Source organism: Pandoraea captiosa (genome assembly GCF_902459775.1).
Taxonomy (GTDB): domain Bacteria; phylum Pseudomonadota; class Gammaproteobacteria; order Burkholderiales; family Burkholderiaceae; genus Pandoraea; species Pandoraea captiosa.
In genome coordinates this window covers 860,696-883,898 of the sequence record NZ_CABPSQ010000002.1, presented here as the reverse complement: position 1 = coordinate 883,898, position 23,203 = coordinate 860,696, and the positions used below count along the sequence as shown (strand labels likewise).

Genomic DNA, 23,203 nt, shown 5'->3' with positions numbered 1-23,203 from the left:
ATGCGGCAAGACCTTCGCATCGAACCCCACCTTGGGAGCATCTATGGCTCGCGCGATATGGAAAGGTGCCATCAGCTTCGGGCTGGTCAACGTCCCGGTCACGCTGTTTCCTGCGTCGACAACGCACAAACTCGATCTCGACTGGTTGGACAAACGCACGATGTCGCCGGTCGGGTACAAGCGCGTTAACAAGGAAAACGGCAAGGAAGTGCCTCGCGATCAGATCGTGCACGGGTATGAATACGAGAAGGGCAATTACGTCGTATTGAGCGACGACGAAATTCGCGCGGCGAATCCTGCCGCGACGCAAACGGTCGACATTCTCGCGTTCGTCGATGCGTCCGACGTCTCGTTCATGTATCTCGACACGCCGTATTACCTCGTTCCCGAGCGTGGCGGCGCGAAGGCTTACGCGCTGCTGCATGCGGCCCTCGTCCGCGCGGGAAAGCTCGGCATCGCGCGCGTGGTCATGCACACCCGTGCGCATCTGGCCGTCCTCGCCCCTGCAGGCGACGCGCTCGTGCTCGACACGCTGCGATGGCAGGACGAGATGCGCGACCCCGCCGAAGTCGGCCTTACCAAGGAAAAGCTGGGGAAGCTCGCCGCCCCCGGCGATCGTGAGCTCGACATGGCGATCCGGCTGATCGACGAAATGTCCGGGCCGTGGCGCCCCGGCGATTATCACGACACGTTCCAGGATGACCTCAAGGCGCTCATCGACCGCAAGATCGCATCGGGTCAAACGCGCGAAGTCGCGCAGATCGAGGCCAGTGCGCCCAAGCTCTCCGGCGGTAACGTGACCGACCTGATGGCGCTGCTCAAGCAAAGCCTGGGCACGAAGGGCAAGCGCGAGAGCGCCACACTCGACGCCGAAGACGTGGAAGAGAAGCCGACGAAGAAGACCAGCAAAAAGACGGCAGCCGGGAAGACAGCAGTCAGGAAAACGGCAGCGGGCAAGGCCGCGTCCAAACGCACCAAAACTGCAAAAAGCCGGTGAGCGCGACCATGCCAAGACACAGCACAAGCACGCCCTCCGAAGCCAAGGCAAAGGTGAAGGCGAAAGCGCAAGCGCAAAGAAAAGCGAAGGCGCGACGCGCCAGTTCGGCCGACCCGCTCGCGGCCTATGACGCCAAGCGCAACTTCCGCGCGACACCCGAACCGCGCGGCAAGCGTGCGGCACGTGGGCCGGCGCTGCGCTACGTGATCCAGCGCCACGACGCGAGTCATCTGCACTACGATTTCCGCCTTGAGCTCGACGGGACACTCCGCTCGTGGGCGTTGCCCAAGCAACCGAGTCCGGACGTGAGTCGCCCGCGTCTGGCCGTTCAGGTCGAGGATCACCCGCTCGCCTATGCAGACTTTGAAGGCGACATTCCTGCAGGTAACTACGGCGCAGGACACGTCGACATCTGGGATAGCGGCACGTGGACACCCGACGGCAACGCGTCGCGCGACTACGCGAACGGCAAATTGTCGTTCACGCTGCATGGCAAACGGCTGAGCGGACACTGGACGCTGGTGCGCACCGACAAGCCCGCGCGACAGTCTCAGTGGTTGCTGATCCATCGACATGACGACGCCGCATCGGCGCCCGTTGCGAAGACGCCGGAGACACCAGTCAACGCGCGCAGGTCTTCGACAATGCCGCCTGACGACATGCGTCCCATGTTGGCGACGTTAGTCGATCAAGCCCCCAACTCCGACGGATGGCATGCCGAGATCAAGCTCGACGGCTATCGCGTACTCATTCGTATCGCGGGCGACGACATTCGGGTCTTTACCCGCTCGGGACAGGATTGGACGCATCGCTTCCAGCCCGCAGTCGACGCATTGCGAAAACTCAGGTTGCGCGGGTTGCCCAATGCGTGGCTCGACGGGGAGGCCGTCGTCGCGAACGAACACGGGCTACCGGACTTTCAGGCGCTGCAACGCGCGTTCGACGAAAACGCCCAGAGCGATATCGTCATTTATGTTTTCGATCTGCCATGGTGTAACGGACAGGATCTGCGCGAGACGCCCCTGCGCGAGCGACAGTCCATGCTCACCGCGCTCTTCGACGGCAAGCACACGGATGCTGTGCGCGTGCTCCAGCCGGTCGCCGGCGATCTCGTCTCGCTGTGGCATGGCGCTTGCGAGGCCGGGCTGGAAGGCATCATGGTCAAGCGCGACGACTCGCCTTATGTGAGCGGACGAAGCGATGCCTGGCGCAAACTGAAGTGCTCGCAACGCCAGGAGTTCGTGGTGGTCGGGTTCACGGATCCGACAGGCGCCCGGCAAGGCTTCGGCGCACTGCTGCTCGGCTATTACGATGACGACGGCAAGACGTTGCGCTACGCCGGCAAAGTCGGCACCGGCTTCGATACCGACGCGCTGCTGCGCCTGCGAAAGCAACTGGACGCCGCCGAGACGACAACGCCCCCCTTGTCGCCAGCACCGCGGCCGGGCGGCCGGGCGCGGGTGCACTGGTTACGGCCGACACTCGTTGCCGAAGTCCGTTTTGCCGAATGGACGCGCGATGCGCACGTGCGTCAGGCCTCATTCGTCGCACTGCGCAACGACAAACCGGCGAAGGACATTCGTCGGGAGGTGCGCCGCCACGGTTCTGCCGGTTCTGCCGGTTCTGCCGGTTCTGCCAATTCGAAGGAGACGCCTGCCATGCCCAACGCCGCGACCAAGGCATCAGCCAACACAGCGAAGACCACCACCACTACGGCAACGCGCACCGCCTCGTTGCCCATGAAGATTTCGCACGGCGATCGCGTCATGGACACGCATTCGGGCGTGACGAAGCTGGCCCTGGCCGATTACTACAACGCCGTGAGCCGGTGGATGCTTCCTCATCTGGCGGACCGTCCGGTGGCGGTCCTGCGTGCGCCGGAGGGCATCGGCGGCGAGATGTTCTTTCAGAAGCACGCGGCGAAGACGATGACCGGCGTGCGCATGCTGGACGCATCGCTCGATCCGGATCATGAGCCATTGATGCAGATCGACGACGTGACGGGTCTCGTCGGTGCCGTGCAGATGGGTTCGGTGGAATTTCACACGTGGAATGCACGCAGTGACCGGATCGAGCGTCCGGACCGGGTGATCTTCGATCTGGATCCGGGCAAGGGTGTCGAGTTCGCACAGATCGTGGAGGGCGCACAGCTCATTCACGGACTATTGGACGAACTGGGCCTCGCGGCCTTCGTGAAGACGAGCGGGGGCAAGGGCCTGCATGTGGTGACGCCGCTTGCGCGCCGCCATACGTGGGACATGGCCAAGAGTTTTGCGGAAGCCATCGCCAAGCACATGGCGCGAGTCTTCCCGGATCGCTTCACGGCTACGATGGGGCCGAAGCATCGCGTCGGGAAGTGTTTTATCGACTATCTGCGCAACTATCGGGGTGCGACGACCGTGTGCGCTTATTCGGCCCGCGCCCGCGAAGGCATGGCCGTATCGATGCCGGTGCATTGGGAGGAATTGTCCGATTTGCCCGGCGCCGACGCGTGGAACGTGCACAACGCCGTGGACCGTCTCGAAGCCTTGAAACGCGACCCGTGGGCGGACTACGAGAAGGCCTCGCAGCAACGGGTGACGAAAGCGGTGCTGGACCGGTTGGCGAAGTGAAGTCGGTCAGGTACGGCCGCTAACGCCCATCACCCCCGCGTCGTGCCTGCGTCGCCCTCCTGCAACCAGCGCCGCTTGTCGCGCAGCGGGGCCTCCCCGAACACTCGGGCGTATTCGCGGCTGAACTGGGACGCACTCTCGTAACCGACCGCCTGTGCCGCTGTCGCCACCGCAATATCGGCGGCGAAGATCAGGCGCCTCGCCTCCTGCAAGCGTAGTTGCTTCTGATACTGCAGCGGGCTCATCGCCGTCACGAGCTTGAAGTGGTGGTGCAGCGACGACACGCTCATATGCACTTCCTGCGCCAGCGCCTCCACGCGCAACGGCTGCGCATAATGGTCGCGCAGCCAGCGCACTGCGTTCGCGATGCGATTCATCTGACTGTCCTGCAACGCCATCTGACGCAACAACACCCCCTGCCCGTTCATCAACAACCGATAGATGATTTCGCGCTTGATCATGGGCGCGAGAATCGGAATGTCGCGCGGCGTGTACAGCAATCGCAGCAGACGCAACACGGCATCGAGTAACGCCGCATCGAGCCGGTTGACGTACAGCCCGCGGGCCGTCGACGACGGCGCCGGGGGCGGCAGATGCTCGTCGCCGATGAGCGAAGTGATATCGTCCGCGACCAGATCGAGACGCATGCCCAGATAGGGCGCCTGCTCGCTCGCGCCGCAGACTTGGGCCACCACCGGCAGATGCACCGACGACACGAGGTAATGCATCGGATCGTAGGCATAGTGCTCGTCGCCGATCTGCAGGCGCTTCTCGCCCTGCGCGATGACGGCGAACGCCGGCTGCTGCAGGACCGGCCTTGGCCCGCCCGGATGCAACACACGGTTCACGAACAGGCCCTGCACCGCCGTCGGCGAGGTGCCCTCAAGGCCGTGCGTCGCGCCTTCGAGCAACTGCACCAGTTCGGCGCGCGCCGCACGCGACGGGTCATCCGCGTGCGCACGGGTCGGCAGCGCGTCGTGAGGGGATGTTTTGACGAGATGCATGCCGAAGTCCTCGATCCTTGATCCTTGTTCCGCTTGATCTGTTTGGGCGCACAGACGACGGCAATCGGGTTGCGCGCCCTCAATTCGTGACAGCATACGCTCGTCGCGAGAACTTGCCCGATTCTCCGCCATCAGATGGGCACGATCAGGCACGAAATTCAGAGAATCCAACCAAAAATGCGGAAGACACCGCGGCATCGGACTGCGATGCCCCGGCGACACGCCCCCCGAACGCCCCGCCGCTCAACGCTTTATCTCGCTTTTCCCCTGGGTTCGCGGCGAGCCAACCACGGGCTTGCAGAATCAGGCAAAAAATGTGCAGGAACAGGTACTGCTTGCCCGATACCCCGCGCCGCATAATGCATCCCATCCCGTGCAAGCCGTCACTCTTCCGGCGGCCTCCTGCGACGGGCGGCAATTTCTACGGAGCGACGCAATGCGACAACGCAAACTCGGCAACACCGGCCTCTTCGTCTCGGAACTGTGCCTCGGCACGATGACCTTCAGCGGACAGGGCGACTTCTGGAGCAAGATCGGTCAATTGCAGCAGAACGACGTCGATGCGCTCGTCGGCCGTGCGCTCGACGCGGGCATCAACTTCATCGACACCGCCGACGTCTACTCGGAAGGCCAGTCGGAAGTGCTTACCGGCCAGGCGCTGCGCAATCTCAAGGTGCCGCGCGACAGCGTGGTCGTGGCAACCAAGGTCTTCGGTGTCACCGGCGCGCAAACGAGCAATTCGCGCGGCCTGTCGCGCTATCACATCATGGACGGCATCAAGGCCAGCCTCAAACGCCTGCAACTCGATCACATCGATCTGTATCAGGTGCATGGCTTCGATCCCGCCACGCCGATCGAGGAAACGCTCGGTGCACTCGACACGCTGGTGCGTCAGGGCCACGTGCGCTACATCGGTGTATCGAACTGGGCGGCATGGCAGATCACGAAGGCGCTGGGCATTTCGGCGCGCCTGAATCTCGCGAGCTTCGCCTCGCTTCAGGCGTACTACACGGTCGCGGGACGCGATCTCGAACGCGAAATCGTGCCGATGTTGCGCAGCGAGAATGTGGGTCTGATGGTGTGGAGCCCGCTCGCAGGCGGTCTGCTCTCCGGCAAGTACACGCGTGACGGTCAGTCGGAAAACGGCGCTCGCCGCCAGACCTTCGACTTCCCGCCGGTCAATGTCGAGCGCGCTTACGACGTGATCGACGTGATGCGCGGCATCGCAGCCGAGAAAGGCGTTTCCGTGGCGCAGATCGCGCTGGCCTGGCTGCTCGCGCAACCGGTGGTCTCGACCGTCATCATCGGCGCGAAGCGTGCCGATCAGCTCGACGACAACATCGCCGCCACACGCGTGACGCTCAACGAACGCGAATTGTCGGCGATCAACGCGGCCAGCGCCCTGCCCAGCGAGTATCCGGGCTGGATGCTCTCGCGCCAGGGTGACCCGCGTCGCGCACAACTCGCCGAAGCCGGTCTGGTGTGATGCGATGTGATGTGATGTGAGCGTTGAAACATCGCCCATGAAAAACGGCGCACCGGACTCACCGGTGCGCCGATTTTCGTTCCTTGCCAGTTCCTTGCTCGTTCATCTGCCCACTGCGGGTTCAGGACATCAGAACGTATGTCGCATGCCCACGTTCACGCCCAACTGGCTCGTGCCGGGGGTCGGTGAACCACCCGCACCGCCCGAGCTGACGGAATACGCGGCATGCTCGCTATTGCCCAGCCATGCGAGCTGCGTATAGACCGCCGTGCGCTTCGAGAGGAAATACGTACCGCGCAGGGTCGCCATCGTCGCCCGGGCGTTCTGACGCGAGTTCAGCATCCGAAAGACCTCGCCGTCGACGGCGAACGTCGGCGTAAATTGATACAGCGCGCCGAGGTAGAACATGTCGGAGTTCACGTCTGCCACCGCCGCCGACGCTGTCTGCACGCGACGACCGAGCCAGCCCGCCCCCGCCTTCCAGTTGCCGCCCTTCACATAACCGTTCAGTTGCCAGCGCGTGTCCTTGTCCGACGAACTCGTGAGCGGCACCGCCGCCGCGCCGTTGAAGAAACTTGCCGCAGCGCCGGCACCGCCGCGCTGCTCGTCCCATGCGCCCGCCACGCCGAACCATGCCGTGTCGTACTTGAGCATTGCCGAGACCTGACGGCACGCAGTCATCTGTCCCGGCGTCTGTCCTGCACACGTGCCTTGCCCCGGCGAGTTGCCGGTGCCGCCGCTGTCGCGGCCGAACGAGTACGTCGCGCCGACGGTCAGCCCCTGAAACACGCCCTTGTAGGCGACCGTGTTGTCGCTGCGCGCGTTGGGAATGTAGCTGTCGAGCGAACCGCTGCCGTAAAGGTCCGGCCCGAGAATGTCCGCATCCGCCATGACCCAGAACGTCATCGAATACTGACGCCCGAACGACAGCGTGCCGTACCGGTTCGACAACCCGACCCACGCCTGACGGCCGAACAGGCGTCCGCCCTGATTCAGGTCGCCCGCACGCACGTTGAAGCCGTTCTCGAGCGTGAACAACGCATGCAGACCGCCGCCGAGATCTTCGTCCCCGCGCAAGCCCCAGCGAGACGGCAATGACCCCGTGTTGGCGGGCATGCGCACGAGCGAACTGTTGTTGGCGCCGGCGTGCGAGATATATTCGACGCCGGTATCGAGAATGCCGTAGAGCGTCACGCTCTGGGCCGAGGCGGAAGTGGTGGCCAATGCGAGGCCGGCAGCCAGCGCGAGCGCAGGCAGTCCCTTGTGGATCACGGTGATGTCTCCGAAGATGCGTGTGGTGGCCTGACCTGTGCCGGTCAGTTTGCAGCGCCGCCGCATGATCGTCGGGGGACGAGCGTCGCGGCGGGTCCTTCATGGGCGAACGAGTGTCGCTCGCCCCGGTGCTCTCGTCAGACGTGGCCCGTCGCCGGGTTCGTCGGCGGCTTGGTGGCCGATGGGGTGGCCGATGGGGTGGCCGATGGGGTGGCCGACGCGGTTGCCGATGGGGCAAGCGATCCGCTGCGCGCGACGCGACGACGCATCACCAGCATGAGCCCTGCCGCCAGGAAAGCGGGGATAGCCACGATCTGGAACGCCTGCGCCGTGCTCGACGCCGTTGCGATCAGCACGCCGCCGAGGCTCGAACCGAGGATGGAGCCCAGACGCCCCACCCCCAGCGCCCAGGCCACCCCGGTCGCGCGCGAGGCCGTCGGGTAGTAGGCCGCCGTCAATGCATTGGCGCCGGTCTGCGAGCCCGCAACACCGAAACCCGCGAGGAAGACGACGATCATCAGCCAGCCGGCCTGATGCGTCACCGAACCCAGCACGCACAGTGCAATGCCCGCCATGACGTATGACGCCGCGAGCACACGATACGGACTCGTGCGGTCCATGGCAAAACCGATCAGCACCGCGCCCACCGTGCCGCCAAGGGGCAGCATCGCGCCGATACGTGCCGCTTGCGCGAGCGTATAGCCAGAGTCCTTGACGACCAGCGGCAGCCAGCTGGTGAGCAGGTAGAACGCGCACAACGTGCAGAAATACGTCGCCCAGAGCAGCATCGTGCCCACCACATAGCGGCGCGTGAACAGGCCACCCACCGCCGAACTCGCCGCACCGGCCGGTGCGACTTCCGGATCGATACGTGTGACCGTCGGATCGATGTGGCGCGCAATATCCAGTAATTGGTCCGCACGGTCGCCGCGCGCTGCGAGATAGCGCATCGATTCCGGCAGCCAGCGCATCAGCACCGGCACGACGAGCAGCGGCACCACGCCACCGGCGATCAGCACACCACGCCAGCCGATATGCGGCAACGTTTGCGCGACGATCTCTCCGCCGATGGCGAATCCGAGCGTAAAGCCGCAGAAGGTAGCCGTGACGAGCAGCGAACGCATGCGCTCGGCGCAGTATTCCGAACTGAGCGTGATGGCGTTGGGCATCGCGCCACCCAGTCCGATACCGGTGATGAAACGCAGAACGGCGAGCTCCGTCGGGCTATGGACGAACGCCGAGGCAATGCTGCCGAGCGCGAACAGCACCACCGAGAGAATCAGCACGCGCTTGCGCCCGATACGGTCCGCGAGCGGGCCGAAGATGAAGCAACCGAGCATCAGGCCGCCGAGGCCTGCACCGAACACCGTGCCGAGACTCGTCGTCGCCATCGCCCACTCGCTGCGGATAGCCGGTGCGAGATAGCCGATCGCGGCGGTATCGAAGCCGTCCAGTGTGACGATGAGAAAGCACAGGGCAATCACGCGCCATTGGAATGGCGTGATGCCCCTGCGATTCATCAAAGCGGATATTTCCATGTCTGTCTCCTGTGCGGCAACTACCGCAGACTGAGCGACGGGTCGTGGCGTCTGTGTCGGTGCACGACGCTCTATGTCGACGCCGCCGCCGGTTGGGGGCGATTACATCGAGAACCTTCGGGTGACGGGCGCGCGGCGCCCGGCGTGCGTGACGCTTGCAGTGCTTACGACGTTGACGGCACGTTGGCGGCATGGGTGGCATGGGTGGCACAGGTCGCATGCGCACCGGACAGCTCCGGGTCCCCTGCCGACAGGTACTCCCACATCCGCTCGATGATCCGGCCCGAGCGCGTGGCCCGCGCGCGGCATTGCGCGTCGTCGAGCACCGCTGCCGCGAACTTGCCTTCGAGCGCGAGTACGTCGAGATCGACGCGCGCAGCGTCTTCCAGATACCAGGTGAGGGCGACCATCGCTTCGAGCGTGTCGGCAGCGACCACTGCGCCATTGCCACGCATGACAACGGCAGCGTTCGTGCCCATGCACGCAACGACCGCCGCCGCCTGTTCGTCCGAGCGGATCAGTTGCGGGTCGTCCCACAGCGGCACGCCCGGTGCGAAATAGGTGCCCGGCCCGTGCAGCGCACGCGGTGTGCGGCGCAGCGTCGAGAGCGACATCGTTTTTGACGGCATCGTGCGCGCGACTGCGCCGATCTCCGGGCGCGCGCGGTAAATCTGCTGATGCAGGCGCACTTCCCCCAGCACGCCCTCAGGCAGCGGACCGTCGATGGGCACGACGGTACCCGTCTCGCCGACACCGATCAGTCCCATCGGACGTGCGGCGCAGACGACGAAGTGAGCGTCGTCGATTCGCGCGCTGCAATGGCCATACGCGTGGGCGAGTCCGGCGCGCGCCAGCGTCCGCGCGGCCACGCGCACTGCGCGGTCGAGTGCGGCGACGCTCGCGATATCCGGCATGCCGGCGGTGGGAAGCGTAGTGTGAGTCATGGGGATACCGCCGGGCATGTCAGGACGAAAACTCGGGAATCTCGGGCTTGGCGCCCCACATGCAGAATCCGGTCGGATCGAACGGGAACTGGCGCGGCACGTACGTCGCCTCGTCCTGCGGCGCGATCTTGCGCACGCCGGTCGAGTACTCGTAGACCATGCCGTCCGGTCCGGCGAAGTACAGGAACATCGCATGCGACGTCGGATGACGCCCCGGACCGAAGCGAATGGGTACGCCCTGCTCGCGCAGGAAATACCACGACCGCATCAGGTCGTCGATGCCGTTGACCTGAAAGTTCACGTGCTGAATGCCCGCGCGTTTGGCCGGAAACAGCGCGATCTTGTGATGCACGTCGTCGATGCGCAGCAGCGGTGCGTCGCCGATACGGTCCGACACCCGGGCGTTGCATACGCTGGTCCAGAACGCTTCATCGCGGCGCGCGTCGGTCGTACACAGCCCAACGTGACTGAACGAGTCGATGCCCGCGTCGCGCTCGCCGTGATAGCCGCGACCGGTCTGGGCCGCGCGCAGCACGAGTTCGATCTGGTTGCCCGTGGGATCGCGGAATGTGAGGAAGTCAGCCACGCGACGCATGTCGGCTTCGTCGCGCGTGCCGCGACGAAATGCGATGTGCATCGCTTCGAGTTGCGCAGCGGCCGCATCGAAATGCGCATCGCTCGCGATGTCGAACGCCACCGTGTGGTCCGTGGGGTCGCCTTCGAAGTAGCACACCGAATGGTCGCGGCTGTCGCTGCGAAGGAATACGTAACCGGCCTCGCGACGCACTTCCTGCAACCCGAGAATGGTGCGCGCATAGCGTGTGGCACCTTCGAGGTCGCGCGTGCCCAGCCGCACATAACGAATGTCGTGCAGATTGATCACCGCTTGTCTCCTGCGGATGTTGTTCGTGTCCCGGACTGCCGTCCGGCGACGTCGGTTGGACGACGTCGGTCTTGTGAGGGATACGATAAGGATGCGCGCCGCATGACGCCAACAAATTACGTAAATGTCCGGTATTTACGCTGTGAATTGGGTGTGCAGCATTGGGGAATGCGCGCGCTGTCGAGGCAAGGGACAAGGCACTTCGACGCGGCGGCAGTGCGGGCGCTCGGCAACGTGCGTGCCGGCTCGGGATTCAGTCTTCGCCGTGGAACAGTTGGAAGATCGTGTTGCGCAGCCAGCGATGGCCGGCGTCGGTGTGAAAGCGCTCGTGCCAGAGTTGCGAGATGTCGAACTCGGGGCTCTCGAACGGCAGCGCGTAGGTTTGCAGGTCGGCGTTGGCGCTCAGGGCGCGGCCCAGCCGCGTCGGCACGCACACCACCAGATCGCTCGCGGCGATGAGCGCGGAGAGCCCCATGGAATGCGCCATGCGCAGCGCCACGTGACGCTGGTGCCCCGAGCGGGCAAACCACTGCTCGACTGCCGTCTCGAATACGTCGTGGTGGCCGGCAGTCGGACGATAGACCGCGTGCGCGGCATTGCGGAAATTCTCGACCGTCAGTTCGCCATGGATCGTCGGATGCCCGTCGCGCACGAGCGCGACGTAATGCTCGCGAAACAGCCGCTGCTGATGAAACCCCGACGAGAACCGCGTGAACAGCCCGAGGGTGAGATCGATGTCGCCCATCGCCATGGCGCTTTGCGCTTCGCGCGGGGTGGTGTCGACCGTCACGATGCGCACGCCCGGCGCCTGCGCCGCCAGCGTGGCCATGAGTTTCGGCATGAAGATCAGCTGCCCGATGTCGCTCAGATACAGGCGGAAGGTGCGTTGCGCCTTGGCGGGAACGAAATCCTGCGGCGCTTCGATGGCGCCGCGAATCAGCCCAAGACCTTCGGTGACCGGTGACGCCAGCGAGGCGGCGAGGTCGGTGGGAAGCATGCCTTGCGGTGTCTTCACGAACAGCGGATCGCCAAACGCCAGCCGCAGTCGCTTGAGCGCATTGCTCACCGCCGACTGCGTGAGGTTAAGTTCCTCGGCCGTGACCGTCGTGCTGCGCGTACGCAGCAACGACTCGAACACGAGCAACAGATTCAGATCGAGCGAGCGTAAGTTCATCCCCAGCCGTGCAGTTCTGCCAAAAGCGTCCCGCATTTTAGGCAACGAGCCGCAACGCGCGCAGTGCGGGAAACCCCGCCCCTGCGCGATGTCGCGATCATGGTATTTACGTGCGCGCGCTGGCGTGCAGACGCGCGATCACTTCCAGTACCTCCGGACGCCGCTCGCGTTTGGCCGTCACGATGTGGTACCGCAAGGGACATTCGACTTCCACGTCGGACAGTCGCACGAGCCGGCTGCGAGCGATCCAGTCCTGCGCGAGCGGCGCGCGCGCAAGCGCAATGCCCAGCCCCGCCTCGGCCGCCGCGAGCACCACCGTATAGTCTTCGAAGCGTCGATCGCGCGCACGAGGACGCAGCGACACGCCCTGCGCCCCGCACCACGCGCGCCACCCCGTCAGATCGGAGTCGTGCAGCAACGGCATCGTCAGCAGTTCGGACGCACTCGCGCCCTTCAGACGCTGCGCAATTTCCGGCGACGCGATCGGATACAGCGTCTCGCGCATCAGCGGCTCGGCATCGACGCTCGCCCAGCCACCACGACCGTAGCGCAGCGCAATGTCGACTTCACCCGCGCCCACGTCCGCATTGCGGTGTTCGGTGGCGACCTGAATGTCGATGTACGGCTGGCCCGACTGGAGCGATTGCAGCCGCTCCAGCAGCCAGAGTTTGGCGAACGACGGCACCACGCTCAGCCGAACGGCAGGCACCTTGCGCGACTGATGCCACTGATCGGCAGCGGCGTCGATGACGTCGAACGCGTGCTCGATGCGCCCCAGAAAGCGCTGCCCGTCGCACGTCAGACTGACGCCTCGCCCGTGACGCTCGAAGAGCGCGCAGCCGAGCCAGTTTTCGACGGCCCCGACCCGGCGGCTGATAGCGCCGTGCGTGAGTCCGCTTGCCTCGGCGGCGGCGGTGAACGAACCGTGCCGCGCCACCAGGCAGACGGTTTCCAGATTTGCCAGCGGCGGACGGGCGCGGTGCTCGGATGTCATGGACAGGAACGGCGACGGAAATTGGGGGTGAGCCGGAACGCAAACGGCGGCAATGAGCTGTGATCCTGGCTCACAGCTTGCCATCGATTTGTGCAGTAGCTTATCACCGCGCGGGTGCGGCAAGATAGGCGTCCGGGAGGCCTTTGCCTTCGCATCCTTTCCGCATGTTCCGCTACAGGAGTTCACCGTGTCAGCCGCTGCCCCCGCATCGTTCACGCTCTACGTCGACGCACAGTTCACCAGCCCTTATGCACTGTCGGTTTTCGTCACGTTGCGCGAGAAAGGAATTCCGTTCGATCTGCGCACCGTGGACCTCGATCAGGGCGCCCATCACGAAAGCGGATTCGCTGACCTGTCGATCACACGTCGCGTGCCAACGCTCGTGCATGGTGATTTCACGTTATCCGAATCGTCGGCGATCGACGAATATCTCGAGGCGATTGCGCCGGAGGTTCCCGTGTATCCGGCCGACGTGCGCGACCGCGCCCGGGCCCGTCAGGTCCAGGCCTGGCTGCGCAGTGATCTGGGCGCCCTGCGTGAAGACCGCTCGACGCAGGTCATTTTCTACCGCCCGTCCGACAAGCCGCTGACCGACGCCGGTTACGCTGCCGCAAACAAGCTCATCGCCATCGCGCAAAGTCTGTTGCCGGACGGTCGCATGTCGCTGTTCGACAAGTGGTGTATCGCGGACGTCGATCTCGCCGTCATGCTCAACCGTCTCGTGTACAACGACGACGTGGTGCCGCAGAACCTTGCCGAATACGCCCGTCGTCAGTTCCAGCACCCTGCGGTGCAGGAGTGGCTTGCCATGCAACGCCCGCCGCTCGCCTGATCTCACTACGCTGCCGACCGACGGCAGCCTGCGCCGATCAGCGCCGACGAACGCAGACACACACGGATTAACGCGGATTAACGCGGATTAACGCAGATTAACGCGGACCAACGCCGGAACGCCGTCACAGCGCGACCATCGCCAATTGCTGGCGATGGATGCGCAGGTGAAACAGGACAAGCAACCGGTGTGGGCAGTCCTCGCGTACCGCGACCGTGCGCTGTCGGCTCTCGCCGCCCAGTGTCACGTGGCGGCTCGCGAGCGCCGCCTCATAGGCGGCCTGCGCCACCGAGCGCGCCGCGAGCACCAGCAGCAGCAATGACCCGGCCATTGCGATACGAAAATCGCCCGAGGTGAAGATACGCTGCGGTACGTCGAACACCAACATGGCGATCACCACGCAGGCGTCGATGCACATGGCCCCCAGCGACGCCACGAGCAGGTAAGCGCGCAACATCCGAATCGTCGTCGACTTCATGCGTCTCCTCTCCCTTTGCGCATATCGGGTGGGAACGTCCAGCGCGCGGCGATGCGGTCGCAGAAGGCAACCGTTGCGCGACTTCAACGCCAGGAGCGTCCCCGACATGATGCGCTTTCGATATTAAATGTCGAGCGCAGTCCGCCTCGTGGTCGGAAATGTTTTTTTACACACTTTTGACCCGACCCGGGAAGCGCCGCGGCGCCTCCGAGAGCGAAAATTCCGGCTAACGGCGCAGAATTCCAGCAAAAATTCGCCAATTTTCGACATTTTCCGGCACAAATTCCGAAAGAAGCCCGCCGTGACGTGAGAAGCGGTGAATTCAGTCGACAGGCAGGCCCCGAAAGGAGGAAAATATGCCACCTTGCCGTTTACGTTAACGGCACAGACGAATCAAGCCACCTCTGCCGAGACACTGAAGAAACATGAGCGCTGACAACCAATTGCGTTTTGTCGTGGAGCCGCACGCCAACCCCACCCCCGCCGACCAGATCACCGCCGCGCTGGCGAATCCGGTGTTCGGCCGTGTATTCACGGATCACATGGTCACGATCCGCTGGACCGAAGGCAAGGGCTGGCACGACGCGAAGGTGGAAGCCCGCCGTCCGTTCCAGATCGACCCCGCATGCGCCGTGCTGCACTACGCACAGGAAATCTTCGAAGGCATGAAGGCCTATCGGAGCGAGGACGGCAAGATCTCGCTGTTCCGTCCGCAAGCCAACGCGAAACGCTTCCGCGAATCGGCCCAGCGCATGTCGATGGCCGACCTGCCGGAAGCCGTGTTCCTGGAAGCCGTAGAAAAGCTCGTCGACATCGACCGCGCATGGATCCCGGGCGCCGAAGGCAGCAGCCTCTACATCCGTCCGTTCATGTTCGCCTCGGAGAGCTTCCTCGGCGTGCGTGCCGCACATGAATACATCTTCTGCGTGATCGCCTGCCCGGTCGGCCCGTACTTCAAGGCCGGCAAGTCGGCCGTCACGGTGTGGGTGTCGGACCAGTACACGCGGGCCGCCCCGGGCGGCACCGGCGCCGCCAAGTGCGGCGGCAACTACGCCGCCAGCCTGATCGCGCAGACGGAAGCGAGCGCCAAGGGCTGCGATCAGGTCGTGTTCCTCGACGCCGCACAACACCGCTGGATCGAAGAACTCGGCGGCATGAACGTTTTCTTCGTCATGGACGACGGTTCGCTTCAGACGCCCCCCCTCTCGGGCACGATTCTGCCGGGCATCACCCGCGCGTCGATCATCGAACTGGCGCGCCGCGAAGGCCTCACGGTCAACGAAGCGCCGTACGAATTCGCCCAGTGGCAGGCCGATGCGGCCAGCGGCCGCGTGAAGGAAACGTTCGCCTGCGGCACCGCTGCGGTCGTCACGGCGATCGGCCAGGTGCGTCACGCCAACGGCGAATTCAACATCGCCGACGGCGGCGAAGGCCCCGTCACCAAGCGTATCCGCGATCAACTGACGGGCATTCAGCGCGGCAAGATCGCCGATCCGTTCGGCTGGGTGCACCATATCGCCTGATCGCGCGTTGTATCGGTCAATTACCGCATCGACATAACAAGCTGTGAAGCTGCGCGTCGCCCGAGACAGCGACGCGGGAAATCTCTGGCGGCGTGTCACGACAACAGGAGAGTCGGGCGCGCCGTCCTGTTGTTCCTGACTTACAGATCATGAAACACGACACGGGCGCCGTATCCGGCGCCATTGCGGCAACCGACACAATCGGCGTTCCGCACTCCGTGCTCGAAGACATCTATGCGATGGTCATCGGCATGGCATTCGTGGTGGTCGGTTTGGTGCTGCTCAAGGCTGCCGGGTTGGTCACCGGCGGCGTGGCAGGCATCGCACTGCTCGCCTCTTACCTCTTTCCGCTGCCGGTGGGCACCATCTTCACGCTGGTGAACATACCGTTCTTCCTCTTCGCGTATTTCACGATGGGCGCGCGCTTTGCGCTCAAATCAACGGTCGCGAGCTTCGGTATCACCTTCGCCCTCGCGGCCATGCCGCAGACGTTCAACGTCGCCTTCGTCAACCCGCTGTTCGCGGCGTTCGTGGGTGGCACGCTGTGCGGCATGGGCATTCTGGCGCTCGCGCGTCACGGCGCGGGCGTTGGCGGCACCGGCATCGTGACGCTGTGGCTGCAACGCCGACGGGGCATCAACGCCGGCATCACGCAGGTGTGCATCGACACGACGATTCTGCTCGTCTCGCTAAGCGTCATCCCCTCGGGCCGCGTGGCCTGGTCGGCCCTGTCCGCCATCGCGATGAGCGCCATGGTCGTGGCATGGCACAAACCGGGACGCTACACGGGACGCTGATACAGCGCACGCCGCCCGAACCTAGCCAGGCCGGTAGTCGGGACGGTACGTCGGCCGATAGGCCTTGGCCTGATCGAGCAGCCACTCGCGAAACACGCTGAGGGGTTGTCCGTGCGTAAGCTCGGTCGGATAGACGAGGTAATAGGCCGACTCGGCCACACTTTTCACGTCGAATGGAATCGTGAGGCCGAGCGTCGCCAGTTGCCCCTCGACGAAGAACTTGGGCACCAGCGCAATGCCCAGCCCGGCCGCCGCGCCGGCGATCAGCATCGTGTGCAGTTCGTAGCGCACGCCCTGCAACGCGCGATGGTCGTCGATGCGCTGTTCGGCGAACCACTGCGTCCAGGCGCTCGGGCGCGTGGTCGAGTGCAGCAACGGATACGTCAGCAAGTCGGCGGCCGTGCGAACCGGCCCTTTCAATATCGACGGTCGACAGACCGGCACGACCTCTTCCCCGAACAGGTAGTCCGACGATGTGCCGGGCCATGTCGGCTGCCCGAAGTGAATCGCCGCCTCGAAGTGCGTCTCGCCAAAGGCGAAGAGGTCGGTGTGCACGCCCATGTTCACGCGAACGTCCGGGTGTCGGTCGTCGAAGTCCTTCATGCGCGGAATCAACCATTCCGACGCGAATGTCGGCAGCACCGCCAGTTCGAGAGACCCACCGCCGCTGCCGTGCGCCATGATCGCCAGCGTGTCGCGATCGAGTTGCTCCAGCGTACGCCGGACCTGTGTGCCGTACAGCCGGCCGGCGCGCGTGAGCACGACGCGCTGCTTGGCGCGTACGAACAGGCGTACGCCCAGTTGCGTCTCCAGCGTGGCGATCTGACGCGAGACCGCGCTCTCCGTGAGAAACAGCTCGCGCGCCGCGTGGGTGAAGCTTTCGTGCCGGGCAGCGGCCTCGAAGGCAAGCAGCGCCGCCGTGCCGGGGGTCTTGAATTTGCGCATGTTGATTCCAAAAACGCATCAAGTGGCAATTTTATCTCGCTTTACGGGCAAGCCATCCGTTCCAATAATGCTGTCACTGCAAGATGGCATGGCGCGATGGTCCTGTGATTGCATCATGTCCTTCATGCCCTCCCCTGATACCCTGCGGCGCTGACGAAGACGGCGCCCCTGCCTGTGAGACTCACCGATGCGCAATGCCAACGTGGAGTCGCTGCTGGTTTCCCTGATCGGGAAGGCCCGTACCGACGCCCTTTTCGCCACGCTCAACGCTCCGTCGATCCTCGCCGACTTCGAATTCGGCCGCGTCACCCGCGCCGAACTCGCGCAAGCCATGAACATGGCGCTGTTCGAAGGGCTGCTGGAGCGCTCGCAGAACGGCCGTACCTATACCGAAGAGACGATTGCCACCGGCGGCAGCGTGTACTTCGACCATGGCGCGCTGCGCACCGTGCGGTGGGACGAGAACGGCGCGCTGCCCCCGGGAGAAGCCGCGTTCACGCGCATTCTGCGCCCGCTCGGCTTCCGGCTGAACGGTCGCTACCCGCTCGACCGGCTGGGCATGACGGGCCGCGCCTACGCCCACGAAGACTGTCCCGACGAAATCTCGCAGTTCTTTGTGAGCGAGTTGCACCCGGAGCGCTTCTCGGAGACGTTCCAGCAAGCCGTGTCGCGCGTGGTCGGCACGTCGAAAGACCCGCTCACGCCGACGGCCGTCGCTCAGCTATGGGAACTGGAGCGCGACGGCACGCTGCCGCTCGAACGCGCCCAGAGCCTGCTTCCCGTCATCGTCGGCGCATTCGCCCGCCAGCATGATGTGCCGAGCGAAGCCGACTACGAACTGTTGCTCGCCGAATCGGCCGAAATGGCATGGATCGCGACGGAGGGCAACGCTTTCAACCACGCCACGGACCGCGTGGAAGACGTCTTCGCCCTGTCGGACGCCGAGAAGGCAAAGGGCCGGCCCATGAAACCCGAAGTCGAGCGCTCGCGCTCGGGGCGCGTGTTCCAGACCGCCTACCGCGCCGACACCGTGCGTCGCGAATTCCGTGGGAAGAACGGCGAGATCGTCACGCGCGACGTGCCGGGCTCGTTCTACGAATTCATTACGCGTCATCGCGAGTACGACACTGCCGGGCGTTGCTGGAAACTTGACCTGCGTTTCGACGCAGGCAACGCCCAGGGCATTTTCAAGATGACGGCGAACGCCAAGTAACGACCAACGCGCAGATTTTCAGCAAATTCCAAAAGGATATTCACGTGAACGCGACTTCCATTCTCAACGAACTGGGCATTGCCAAACTGGCCGAGACGGGCGACATCGCCGTGCACTCGCCGATCAACGGTGAGCTGATCGGCCGCGTGGCGAGCGCCTCGGTGGCCGATGCACAGGCCGCGCTCGCGCGCGCGCAAACCGCCTTCACCGCATGGCGCAACGTGCCGGCCCCGCGTCGCGGCGAGCTGGTCCGCCTGCTCGGCGAAAAGCTGCGCGAGCGCAAGCAGGCGTTGGGCGCGCTCGTCACCCTCGAAGCGGGCAAGATCCTGCAGGAAGGCCTGGGCGAAGTGCAGGAAATGATCGACATCTGCGACTTCGCCGTGGGCCTGTCGCGTCAGTTGTACGGTCTGACGATCGCCTCGGAGCGCCCGGGCCACCGCATGGCCGAGACGTGGCATCCGATGGGCGTTTGCACCGTCATCTCCGCCTTTAACTTCCCGGTCGCCGTGTGGTCTTGGAACGCTGCGCTCGCCCTCGTGTGCGGCAACGCGGTCGTGTGGAAGCCGTCGGAGAAGACGCCGCTGACCGCCCTCGCCGTCAATAAGTTGATGGAAGAAGTCATTGCCGAATTCGGGGACGCCCCGCAGGGCCTGACGGCGCTCGTCATCGGCGGTCGCGACGTCGGTGAGGCCCTCGTTGCCGACCCTCGCTCGGCGATCGTGAGCGCGACGGGCAGCACCGAAATGGGCCGCAAGGTCGGCGTGGAAGTCGCGCGCCGCTTCGGTCGTTCGATTCTCGAGCTCGGCGGCAACAACGCCGGCATCGTGACCGAGAGCGCCAACCCGGAACTCGCCCTGCGCGGCATTCTGTTCTCGGCCGTCGGCACGGCCGGTCAGCGCTGCACCACGCTTCGTCGCCTGTTCGTGCATGAAAGCGTGTACGACAAGACCGTCGAGCGCCTGAAGACGCTGTACGGCAAGGTCGCCATCGGCAACCCGCTCGAGCGCGGCACGCTGATGGGACCGCTGATCGACGAAGGCGCATTCAAGCGCATGCAAAGCGCGCTCGATCAGGCGCGCGCCCAAGGGGGCAAGGTGACGGGCGGCGAGCGTCATGTCGTCGCCGGCAACGAAGGCGGCTTCTACGTGAAGCCTGCCATCGTCGAAATGCCGTCGCAAACGGAGGTCGTGCTCACGGAGACGTTCGCGCCGATTCTCTACGTGCTCAAGTACAGCGACTTCGCACAGGCCATCGACGCCAATAACGCGTCGTCGCACGGCCTGTCGTCGTGCGTGTTCACCAACGACCTGCGCGAAGCCGAGCGCTTCACGTCGTCGGCCGGTAGCGACTGCGGCATCGCCAACGTCAACATTGGTCCGAGCGGCGCGGAAATCGGCGGCGCATTCGGCGGGGAAAAGGAAACCGGCGGCGGCCGCGAGTCGGGCTCGGACGCGTGGAAGGGCTACATGCGCCGCGCGACCAACACCGTGAACTACTCCTCCGCCCTGCCGCTCGCGCAAGGCATCGACTTCTCGATCGAGTAAGTCGCGCCGGCAGCGCCGGGGCGCCAATCATCGTCCCTCGCGATGATGCACGATGCCCCGGCGCTGCCGCACCCTCTGCCGCACCGTCGGCCGTGCCGGACGCCCGATGGCGTTCGGCCACAACGCTCTCTCACCAGCCTTCTCACGTCACGCTTCGATCAGCGAGGCCCCCATGTACGCTTTCACGTCTTCCTTCGCCAATCCGGCGGGTTCGCCGATTCGCGAACTGTTCAAGTACCTGTCCGAGCCGGGCATGATCTCGTTTGCGGGCGGATACCCGGCGAGCGAGCTGTTCGACGTCGATGGTCTTGCCGCCGCACAAGCCCGCGCCTTCTCCCTGCCGACGCGCTGTCTGCAATACGGCCCGACGGACGGACTCGCGGAACTCAAGGCACAACTCATCGCCTTGATGGCGCAACGCGGTTCGCCCTGTGCCTCGGAAGAACTGCTGGTGACGACGGGCTCGCAACAGGGCCTCGATCTGCTGTTGCGCGTCTTGGTCGCCCCGGGCGACGTGGTGGTGACCGAGCAACCGGCCTATCCCGCCACGTTGCAAGCGCTGCGTCTGCAGCAGGCGACGATCGTGACCGTGCCGGTCGACGCCGACGGACTGGACGTCGGCCATCTGGAAGCGCTACTGCGCGAAGGGAAGATCGCCACGCCCAAACTGCTCTACACCGTGCCGACATTCGCCAATCCGACCGGCGCGACGCTCTCGCGCGAACGACGTCTCGCGTTGCTGAAACTGGCGGTGGAATTCCGCTTCGTGATTGTCGAGGACGATCCCTACGGCGACCTGCGCTTCGCTGGCGAGGCCGTACCGACGATGCTCGGCCTGACGGCAGAGGTGCCCGGCTCGCGCGACTGGGTCGTGCACTTCTCGAGCCTGTCGAAGATCGTGGCGCCGGGATTGCGGGTGGGCTGGACGGTGGCGCCGCCGGAGATCGCGCGACGCTGCGTGGTAGCCAAGCAGACCGTCGATCTGTGCAGCGTGCCATGGACGCAGGCGGTGGCCGCCGAGTATCTCGCGGAAGGCTCGCTCACGCGCCACCTGCCGAAGATCACCGAGGCTTACCGTCTCAAGTGCGACGCCCTGTGCCAGGCGCTGCAAGCCAAACTCGGCGACGCCATCCGGTTCCATATCCCCCAGGGCGGGATGTTCGTGTGGGCGCGTCTCGCGGCGCTCAAGACAAGCGAACTGCTGCCCAATGCGATTGCGGAAAAGGTGTTGTTCGTGCCGGGCACGGCGTTCTTTGCCGAGCAGGCCGACGAGGCTTCGCTGCGACTGTCGTTCGCGGCACCGGCCGTGACGGCGATCGAAGAAGGCGTGACACGTCTGGCACGTGCGATGCAGGTGACACTCGGGTAAGTCAAACTCGTATAAGACAGGTAAGCGCCCCGTCGTAACGCAAGGGCCTCGTCAGCTCCCCAAGGGATGGCTGACGAGGCCCTTGGCGCTTTCATGTGCGCTGCTTACAGCTTCACGCAGACGTTGCGCAGTTCGGTGTAGAACTCCAGCGAGTGCACACCGCCTTCGCGACCGATGCCCGACTGCTTGGCGCCGCCGAATGCAGTGCGCAGATCGCGCAGGAACCATGCGTTGATCCAGCACACGCCGACTTCGAGCGCGGCGCCCATGCGGTGCGCCCGACTCACGTCCGACGTCCACACAGTGGCCGCCAGACCGTACGGCGTGGCGTTCGCCATGGCAATCACTTCCTCTTCGGTATCGAACGGTGCGATGTGGCAGCACGGTCCGAAGATTTCTTCACGAATGACCGAGGCCGTTTCCGGCAGCCCCGTCCAGATCGTGGGCTGCACCCATGCACCGTCCTTCATCGACGCCGGCATGTCGGGCACCCCGCCGCCGGTCACGACCGTCGCCCCTTCCGCACGGGCCTTCTCGTAGTACGACAACACCTTTTCGCGATGGACCTGCGAGACGAGCGGACCGAAGTTCGTGCCTTCGGCGTACGGGTCGCCGATCTTCAGCGATTCGGCGCGCGACTTGAGCGCCGCCACGAAGCGCTCGAAGATCGGGCGCTGCACATACACCCGCTCCGTGCCCAGGCACACCTGACCGCTGTTATCGAATGCCGAACGCGTGATGCCTGCCACGGCCTTGTCGAAGTCGGCGTCCGCGAAAACGATGCCCGGATTCTTGCCGCCCAGCTCGAACGACACCGGGCGCACGCCGTTGGCCGCGGCTTTCATGATGGCTTCGCCGGTGCGTGTCTCCCCGGTGAAGGTGATGCCGTTGACGCCCGGATGCTCGGTGAGGAACGCGCCCGCCGACTCGGGGCCGAAGCCGTGCACGACGTTGTACACCCCGGCAGGCACTCCGACTTCGTTCATTACCTCGCCCAGCAGCGTTGCCGTGGCGGGCGTTTCCTCCGAGGGCTTGACGACCACCGTATTGCCGAACGCGAGCGCAGGACCGACTTTCCAGGTCATCAACAGCAACGGCAGGTTCCACGGGCAGACCACCGCGATCACGCCGCGCGGCGTGCGTACGCCATAGTTCAGCGCGTTGCCGCCGTCGGGGGTCGTCATCGCAAACGATTCCGTCGGCACGTTCTTGATCATGTCCGCGAACACCTTGAAGTTCGCGGCGCCGCGCGGGATGTCGAGATGGCTCGCGAGGCCATGCGGCTTGCCGGTATCCGCGATCTCGGCGGCGAGGAAATCGTCGAAGCGACGGTTAATGCCGTCGGCGACGGCGTGCAGCAATTCCACTCGCTGCGCGACCGTCATGCTGCCCCAGGGACCTTGCAGCGCCGCGCGGGCCGCACGCACCGCGGCGTCGACTTCGTCGCGTCCGGCTTCGTGGACGTGGCCGATCAGGCTGTTGTCGACAGGGTTGCGGTTCTCGAAGGTACGGGCGGTGGCGACCCACTCGCCGTTGATGAAGTTGCGGAAATCCTTCATGTCTCACTCTCGCTGATGTCTTGGATGGATGCGGGCGAC

General features: G+C 64.8%; 19 protein-coding genes. 9 read left to right on the top strand and 10 right to left on the bottom strand.

All coding sequences use genetic code 11. From position 1 onward, the window contains the following. Window positions 1-43 precede the first annotated feature (43 nt). The gene (ku, locus tag PCA31118_RS09230) at window positions 44-997 is read left to right on the top strand and encodes a non-homologous end joining protein Ku (protein ID WP_150624915.1); all 954 of its coding nucleotides are present in this window, start codon (window positions 44-46) and stop codon (window positions 995-997) included. Between the two features lie 8 nt (window positions 998-1,005). Further along, window positions 1,006-3,609 (top strand): DNA ligase D, encoded by a 2,604-nt coding sequence (gene ligD, locus PCA31118_RS09225; protein WP_150624914.1) that lies wholly within the window; start codon window positions 1,006-1,008, stop codon window positions 3,607-3,609. Window positions 3,610-3,638: 29 nt separating this feature from the next. On the opposite strand, the gene PCA31118_RS09220 is transcribed toward ligD, so the two are convergent. Further along, on the bottom strand, window positions 3,639-4,613 hold the full coding sequence (locus PCA31118_RS09220; protein WP_150624913.1) for an AraC family transcriptional regulator: 975 nt from the start codon (window positions 4,611-4,613) through the stop codon (window positions 3,639-3,641). 436 nt (window positions 4,614-5,049) lie between these two features. Between PCA31118_RS09220 and PCA31118_RS09215 the strand changes: the two genes are divergently transcribed. Then, window positions 5,050-6,099: an aldo/keto reductase gene (locus PCA31118_RS09215; RefSeq protein WP_150624912.1), complete on the top strand. Its 1,050-nt coding sequence runs from the start codon at window positions 5,050-5,052 to the stop codon at window positions 6,097-6,099. A 129-nt stretch (window positions 6,100-6,228) separates the two neighbouring features. On the opposite strand, the gene PCA31118_RS09210 is transcribed toward PCA31118_RS09215, so the two are convergent. From PCA31118_RS09210 to PCA31118_RS09185, 6 genes are all read right to left on the bottom strand, one after another. Further along, window positions 6,229-7,371, bottom strand: a complete 1,143-nt coding sequence (locus tag PCA31118_RS09210; protein ID WP_246190146.1) for a porin — start codon at window positions 7,369-7,371, stop codon at window positions 6,229-6,231. A gap of 137 nt (window positions 7,372-7,508) precedes the next feature. Then, complete coding sequence (locus PCA31118_RS09205) at window positions 7,509-8,909, bottom strand: MFS transporter (protein WP_150624910.1); 1,401 nt, start codon at window positions 8,907-8,909, stop codon at window positions 7,509-7,511. Window positions 8,910-9,073: 164 nt separating this feature from the next. Then, complete coding sequence (locus tag PCA31118_RS09200; RefSeq protein ID WP_343043271.1) at window positions 9,074-9,853, bottom strand: class II aldolase/adducin family protein; 780 nt, start codon at window positions 9,851-9,853, stop codon at window positions 9,074-9,076. A gap of 19 nt (window positions 9,854-9,872) precedes the next feature. Then, on the bottom strand, window positions 9,873-10,736 hold the full coding sequence (locus PCA31118_RS09195; protein ID WP_150624909.1) for a VOC family protein: 864 nt from the start codon (window positions 10,734-10,736) through the stop codon (window positions 9,873-9,875). 253 nt (window positions 10,737-10,989) lie between these two features. Further along, window positions 10,990-11,910: a LysR family transcriptional regulator gene (locus tag PCA31118_RS09190; protein WP_150624908.1), complete on the bottom strand. Its 921-nt coding sequence runs from the start codon at window positions 11,908-11,910 to the stop codon at window positions 10,990-10,992. A 106-nt stretch (window positions 11,911-12,016) separates the two neighbouring features. Further along, the gene (locus PCA31118_RS09185; protein WP_174990403.1) at window positions 12,017-12,904 is read right to left on the bottom strand and encodes a LysR substrate-binding domain-containing protein; all 888 of its coding nucleotides are present in this window, start codon (window positions 12,902-12,904) and stop codon (window positions 12,017-12,019) included. A 187-nt stretch (window positions 12,905-13,091) separates the two neighbouring features. Here PCA31118_RS09185 and yfcF point away from each other — a divergent pair, with 187 nt between their 5' ends. Continuing rightward, complete coding sequence (gene yfcF, locus PCA31118_RS09180) at window positions 13,092-13,736, top strand: glutathione transferase (protein ID WP_246190145.1); 645 nt, start codon at window positions 13,092-13,094, stop codon at window positions 13,734-13,736. 124 nt (window positions 13,737-13,860) lie between these two features. Here the strand turns inward: yfcF and PCA31118_RS09175 are convergent, their stop codons facing one another. Then, complete coding sequence (locus tag PCA31118_RS09175; protein WP_044453934.1) at window positions 13,861-14,214, bottom strand: hypothetical protein; 354 nt, start codon at window positions 14,212-14,214, stop codon at window positions 13,861-13,863. Window positions 14,215-14,639: 425 nt separating this feature from the next. Here PCA31118_RS09175 and PCA31118_RS09170 point away from each other — a divergent pair, with 425 nt between their 5' ends. Together PCA31118_RS09170 and PCA31118_RS09165 are read left to right on the top strand one after the other, a co-directional pair. Continuing rightward, the gene (locus PCA31118_RS09170; protein ID WP_150624905.1) at window positions 14,640-15,737 is read left to right on the top strand and encodes a branched-chain amino acid aminotransferase; all 1,098 of its coding nucleotides are present in this window, start codon (window positions 14,640-14,642) and stop codon (window positions 15,735-15,737) included. A gap of 149 nt (window positions 15,738-15,886) precedes the next feature. Further along, a complete protein-coding gene (locus tag PCA31118_RS09165; protein WP_150624904.1) occupies window positions 15,887-16,534 on the top strand; it encodes a YitT family protein in 648 nt (215 codons plus the stop codon). 21 nt (window positions 16,535-16,555) lie between these two features. Here PCA31118_RS09165 and PCA31118_RS09160 read toward each other — a convergent pair whose 3' ends face one another. Beyond that, entirely contained in the window at window positions 16,556-17,479 is a 924-nt protein-coding gene (locus tag PCA31118_RS09160; RefSeq protein ID WP_150624903.1) for a LysR substrate-binding domain-containing protein, read from the bottom strand. 187 nt (window positions 17,480-17,666) lie between these two features. Here PCA31118_RS09160 and PCA31118_RS09155 point away from each other — a divergent pair, with 187 nt between their 5' ends. From PCA31118_RS09155 to PCA31118_RS09145, 3 genes are all read left to right on the top strand, one after another. Continuing rightward, on the top strand, window positions 17,667-18,692 hold the full coding sequence (locus tag PCA31118_RS09155; protein WP_150624902.1) for a DUF1338 domain-containing protein: 1,026 nt from the start codon (window positions 17,667-17,669) through the stop codon (window positions 18,690-18,692). A 44-nt stretch (window positions 18,693-18,736) separates the two neighbouring features. Next, complete coding sequence (gene amaB / locus PCA31118_RS09150; protein WP_150624901.1) at window positions 18,737-20,236, top strand: L-piperidine-6-carboxylate dehydrogenase; 1,500 nt, start codon at window positions 18,737-18,739, stop codon at window positions 20,234-20,236. Between the two features lie 172 nt (window positions 20,237-20,408). Then, complete coding sequence (locus PCA31118_RS09145) at window positions 20,409-21,605, top strand: aminotransferase-like domain-containing protein (RefSeq protein WP_150624900.1); 1,197 nt, start codon at window positions 20,409-20,411, stop codon at window positions 21,603-21,605. Window positions 21,606-21,709: 104 nt separating this feature from the next. Here the strand turns inward: PCA31118_RS09145 and PCA31118_RS09140 are convergent, their stop codons facing one another. After that, the gene (locus PCA31118_RS09140; protein ID WP_150624899.1) at window positions 21,710-23,164 is read right to left on the bottom strand and encodes a 2-hydroxymuconic semialdehyde dehydrogenase; all 1,455 of its coding nucleotides are present in this window, start codon (window positions 23,162-23,164) and stop codon (window positions 21,710-21,712) included. Between the last annotated feature and the right edge of the window lie 39 nt (window positions 23,165-23,203).

What these genes read in the sequence shown, in the direction of transcription:
- ku (WP_150624915.1), top strand. Translation starts at nt 44, where the DNA reads ATGGCTCGCGCGATATGGAAAGGTGCCATCAGCTTCGGGCTGGTCAAC.
- ligD (WP_150624914.1), top strand. Translation starts at nt 1,006, where the DNA reads ATGCCAAGACACAGCACAAGCACGCCCTCCGAAGCCAAGGCAAAGGTG.
- PCA31118_RS09220 (WP_150624913.1), bottom strand. Translation starts at nt 4,613, where the DNA reads ATGCATCTCGTCAAAACATCCCCTCACGACGCGCTGCCGACCCGTGCG.
- PCA31118_RS09215 (WP_150624912.1), top strand. Translation starts at nt 5,050, where the DNA reads ATGCGACAACGCAAACTCGGCAACACCGGCCTCTTCGTCTCGGAACTG.
- PCA31118_RS09205 (WP_150624910.1), bottom strand. Translation starts at nt 8,909, where the DNA reads ATGGAAATATCCGCTTTGATGAATCGCAGGGGCATCACGCCATTCCAA.
- PCA31118_RS09200 (WP_343043271.1), bottom strand. Translation starts at nt 9,853, where the DNA reads ATGACTCACACTACGCTTCCCACCGCCGGCATGCCGGATATCGCGAGC.
- PCA31118_RS09190 (WP_150624908.1), bottom strand. Translation starts at nt 11,910, where the DNA reads ATGAACTTACGCTCGCTCGATCTGAATCTGTTGCTCGTGTTCGAGTCG.
- PCA31118_RS09185 (WP_174990403.1), bottom strand. Translation starts at nt 12,904, where the DNA reads ATGACATCCGAGCACCGCGCCCGTCCGCCGCTGGCAAATCTGGAAACC.
- PCA31118_RS09175 (WP_044453934.1), bottom strand. Translation starts at nt 14,214, where the DNA reads ATGAAGTCGACGACGATTCGGATGTTGCGCGCTTACCTGCTCGTGGCG.
- PCA31118_RS09170 (WP_150624905.1), top strand. Translation starts at nt 14,640, where the DNA reads ATGAGCGCTGACAACCAATTGCGTTTTGTCGTGGAGCCGCACGCCAAC.
- PCA31118_RS09165 (WP_150624904.1), top strand. Translation starts at nt 15,887, where the DNA reads ATGAAACACGACACGGGCGCCGTATCCGGCGCCATTGCGGCAACCGAC.
- PCA31118_RS09160 (WP_150624903.1), bottom strand. Translation starts at nt 17,479, where the DNA reads ATGCGCAAATTCAAGACCCCCGGCACGGCGGCGCTGCTTGCCTTCGAG.
- PCA31118_RS09155 (WP_150624902.1), top strand. Translation starts at nt 17,667, where the DNA reads ATGCGCAATGCCAACGTGGAGTCGCTGCTGGTTTCCCTGATCGGGAAG.
- PCA31118_RS09145 (WP_150624900.1), top strand. Translation starts at nt 20,409, where the DNA reads ATGTACGCTTTCACGTCTTCCTTCGCCAATCCGGCGGGTTCGCCGATT.
- PCA31118_RS09140 (WP_150624899.1), bottom strand. Translation starts at nt 23,164, where the DNA reads ATGAAGGATTTCCGCAACTTCATCAACGGCGAGTGGGTCGCCACCGCC.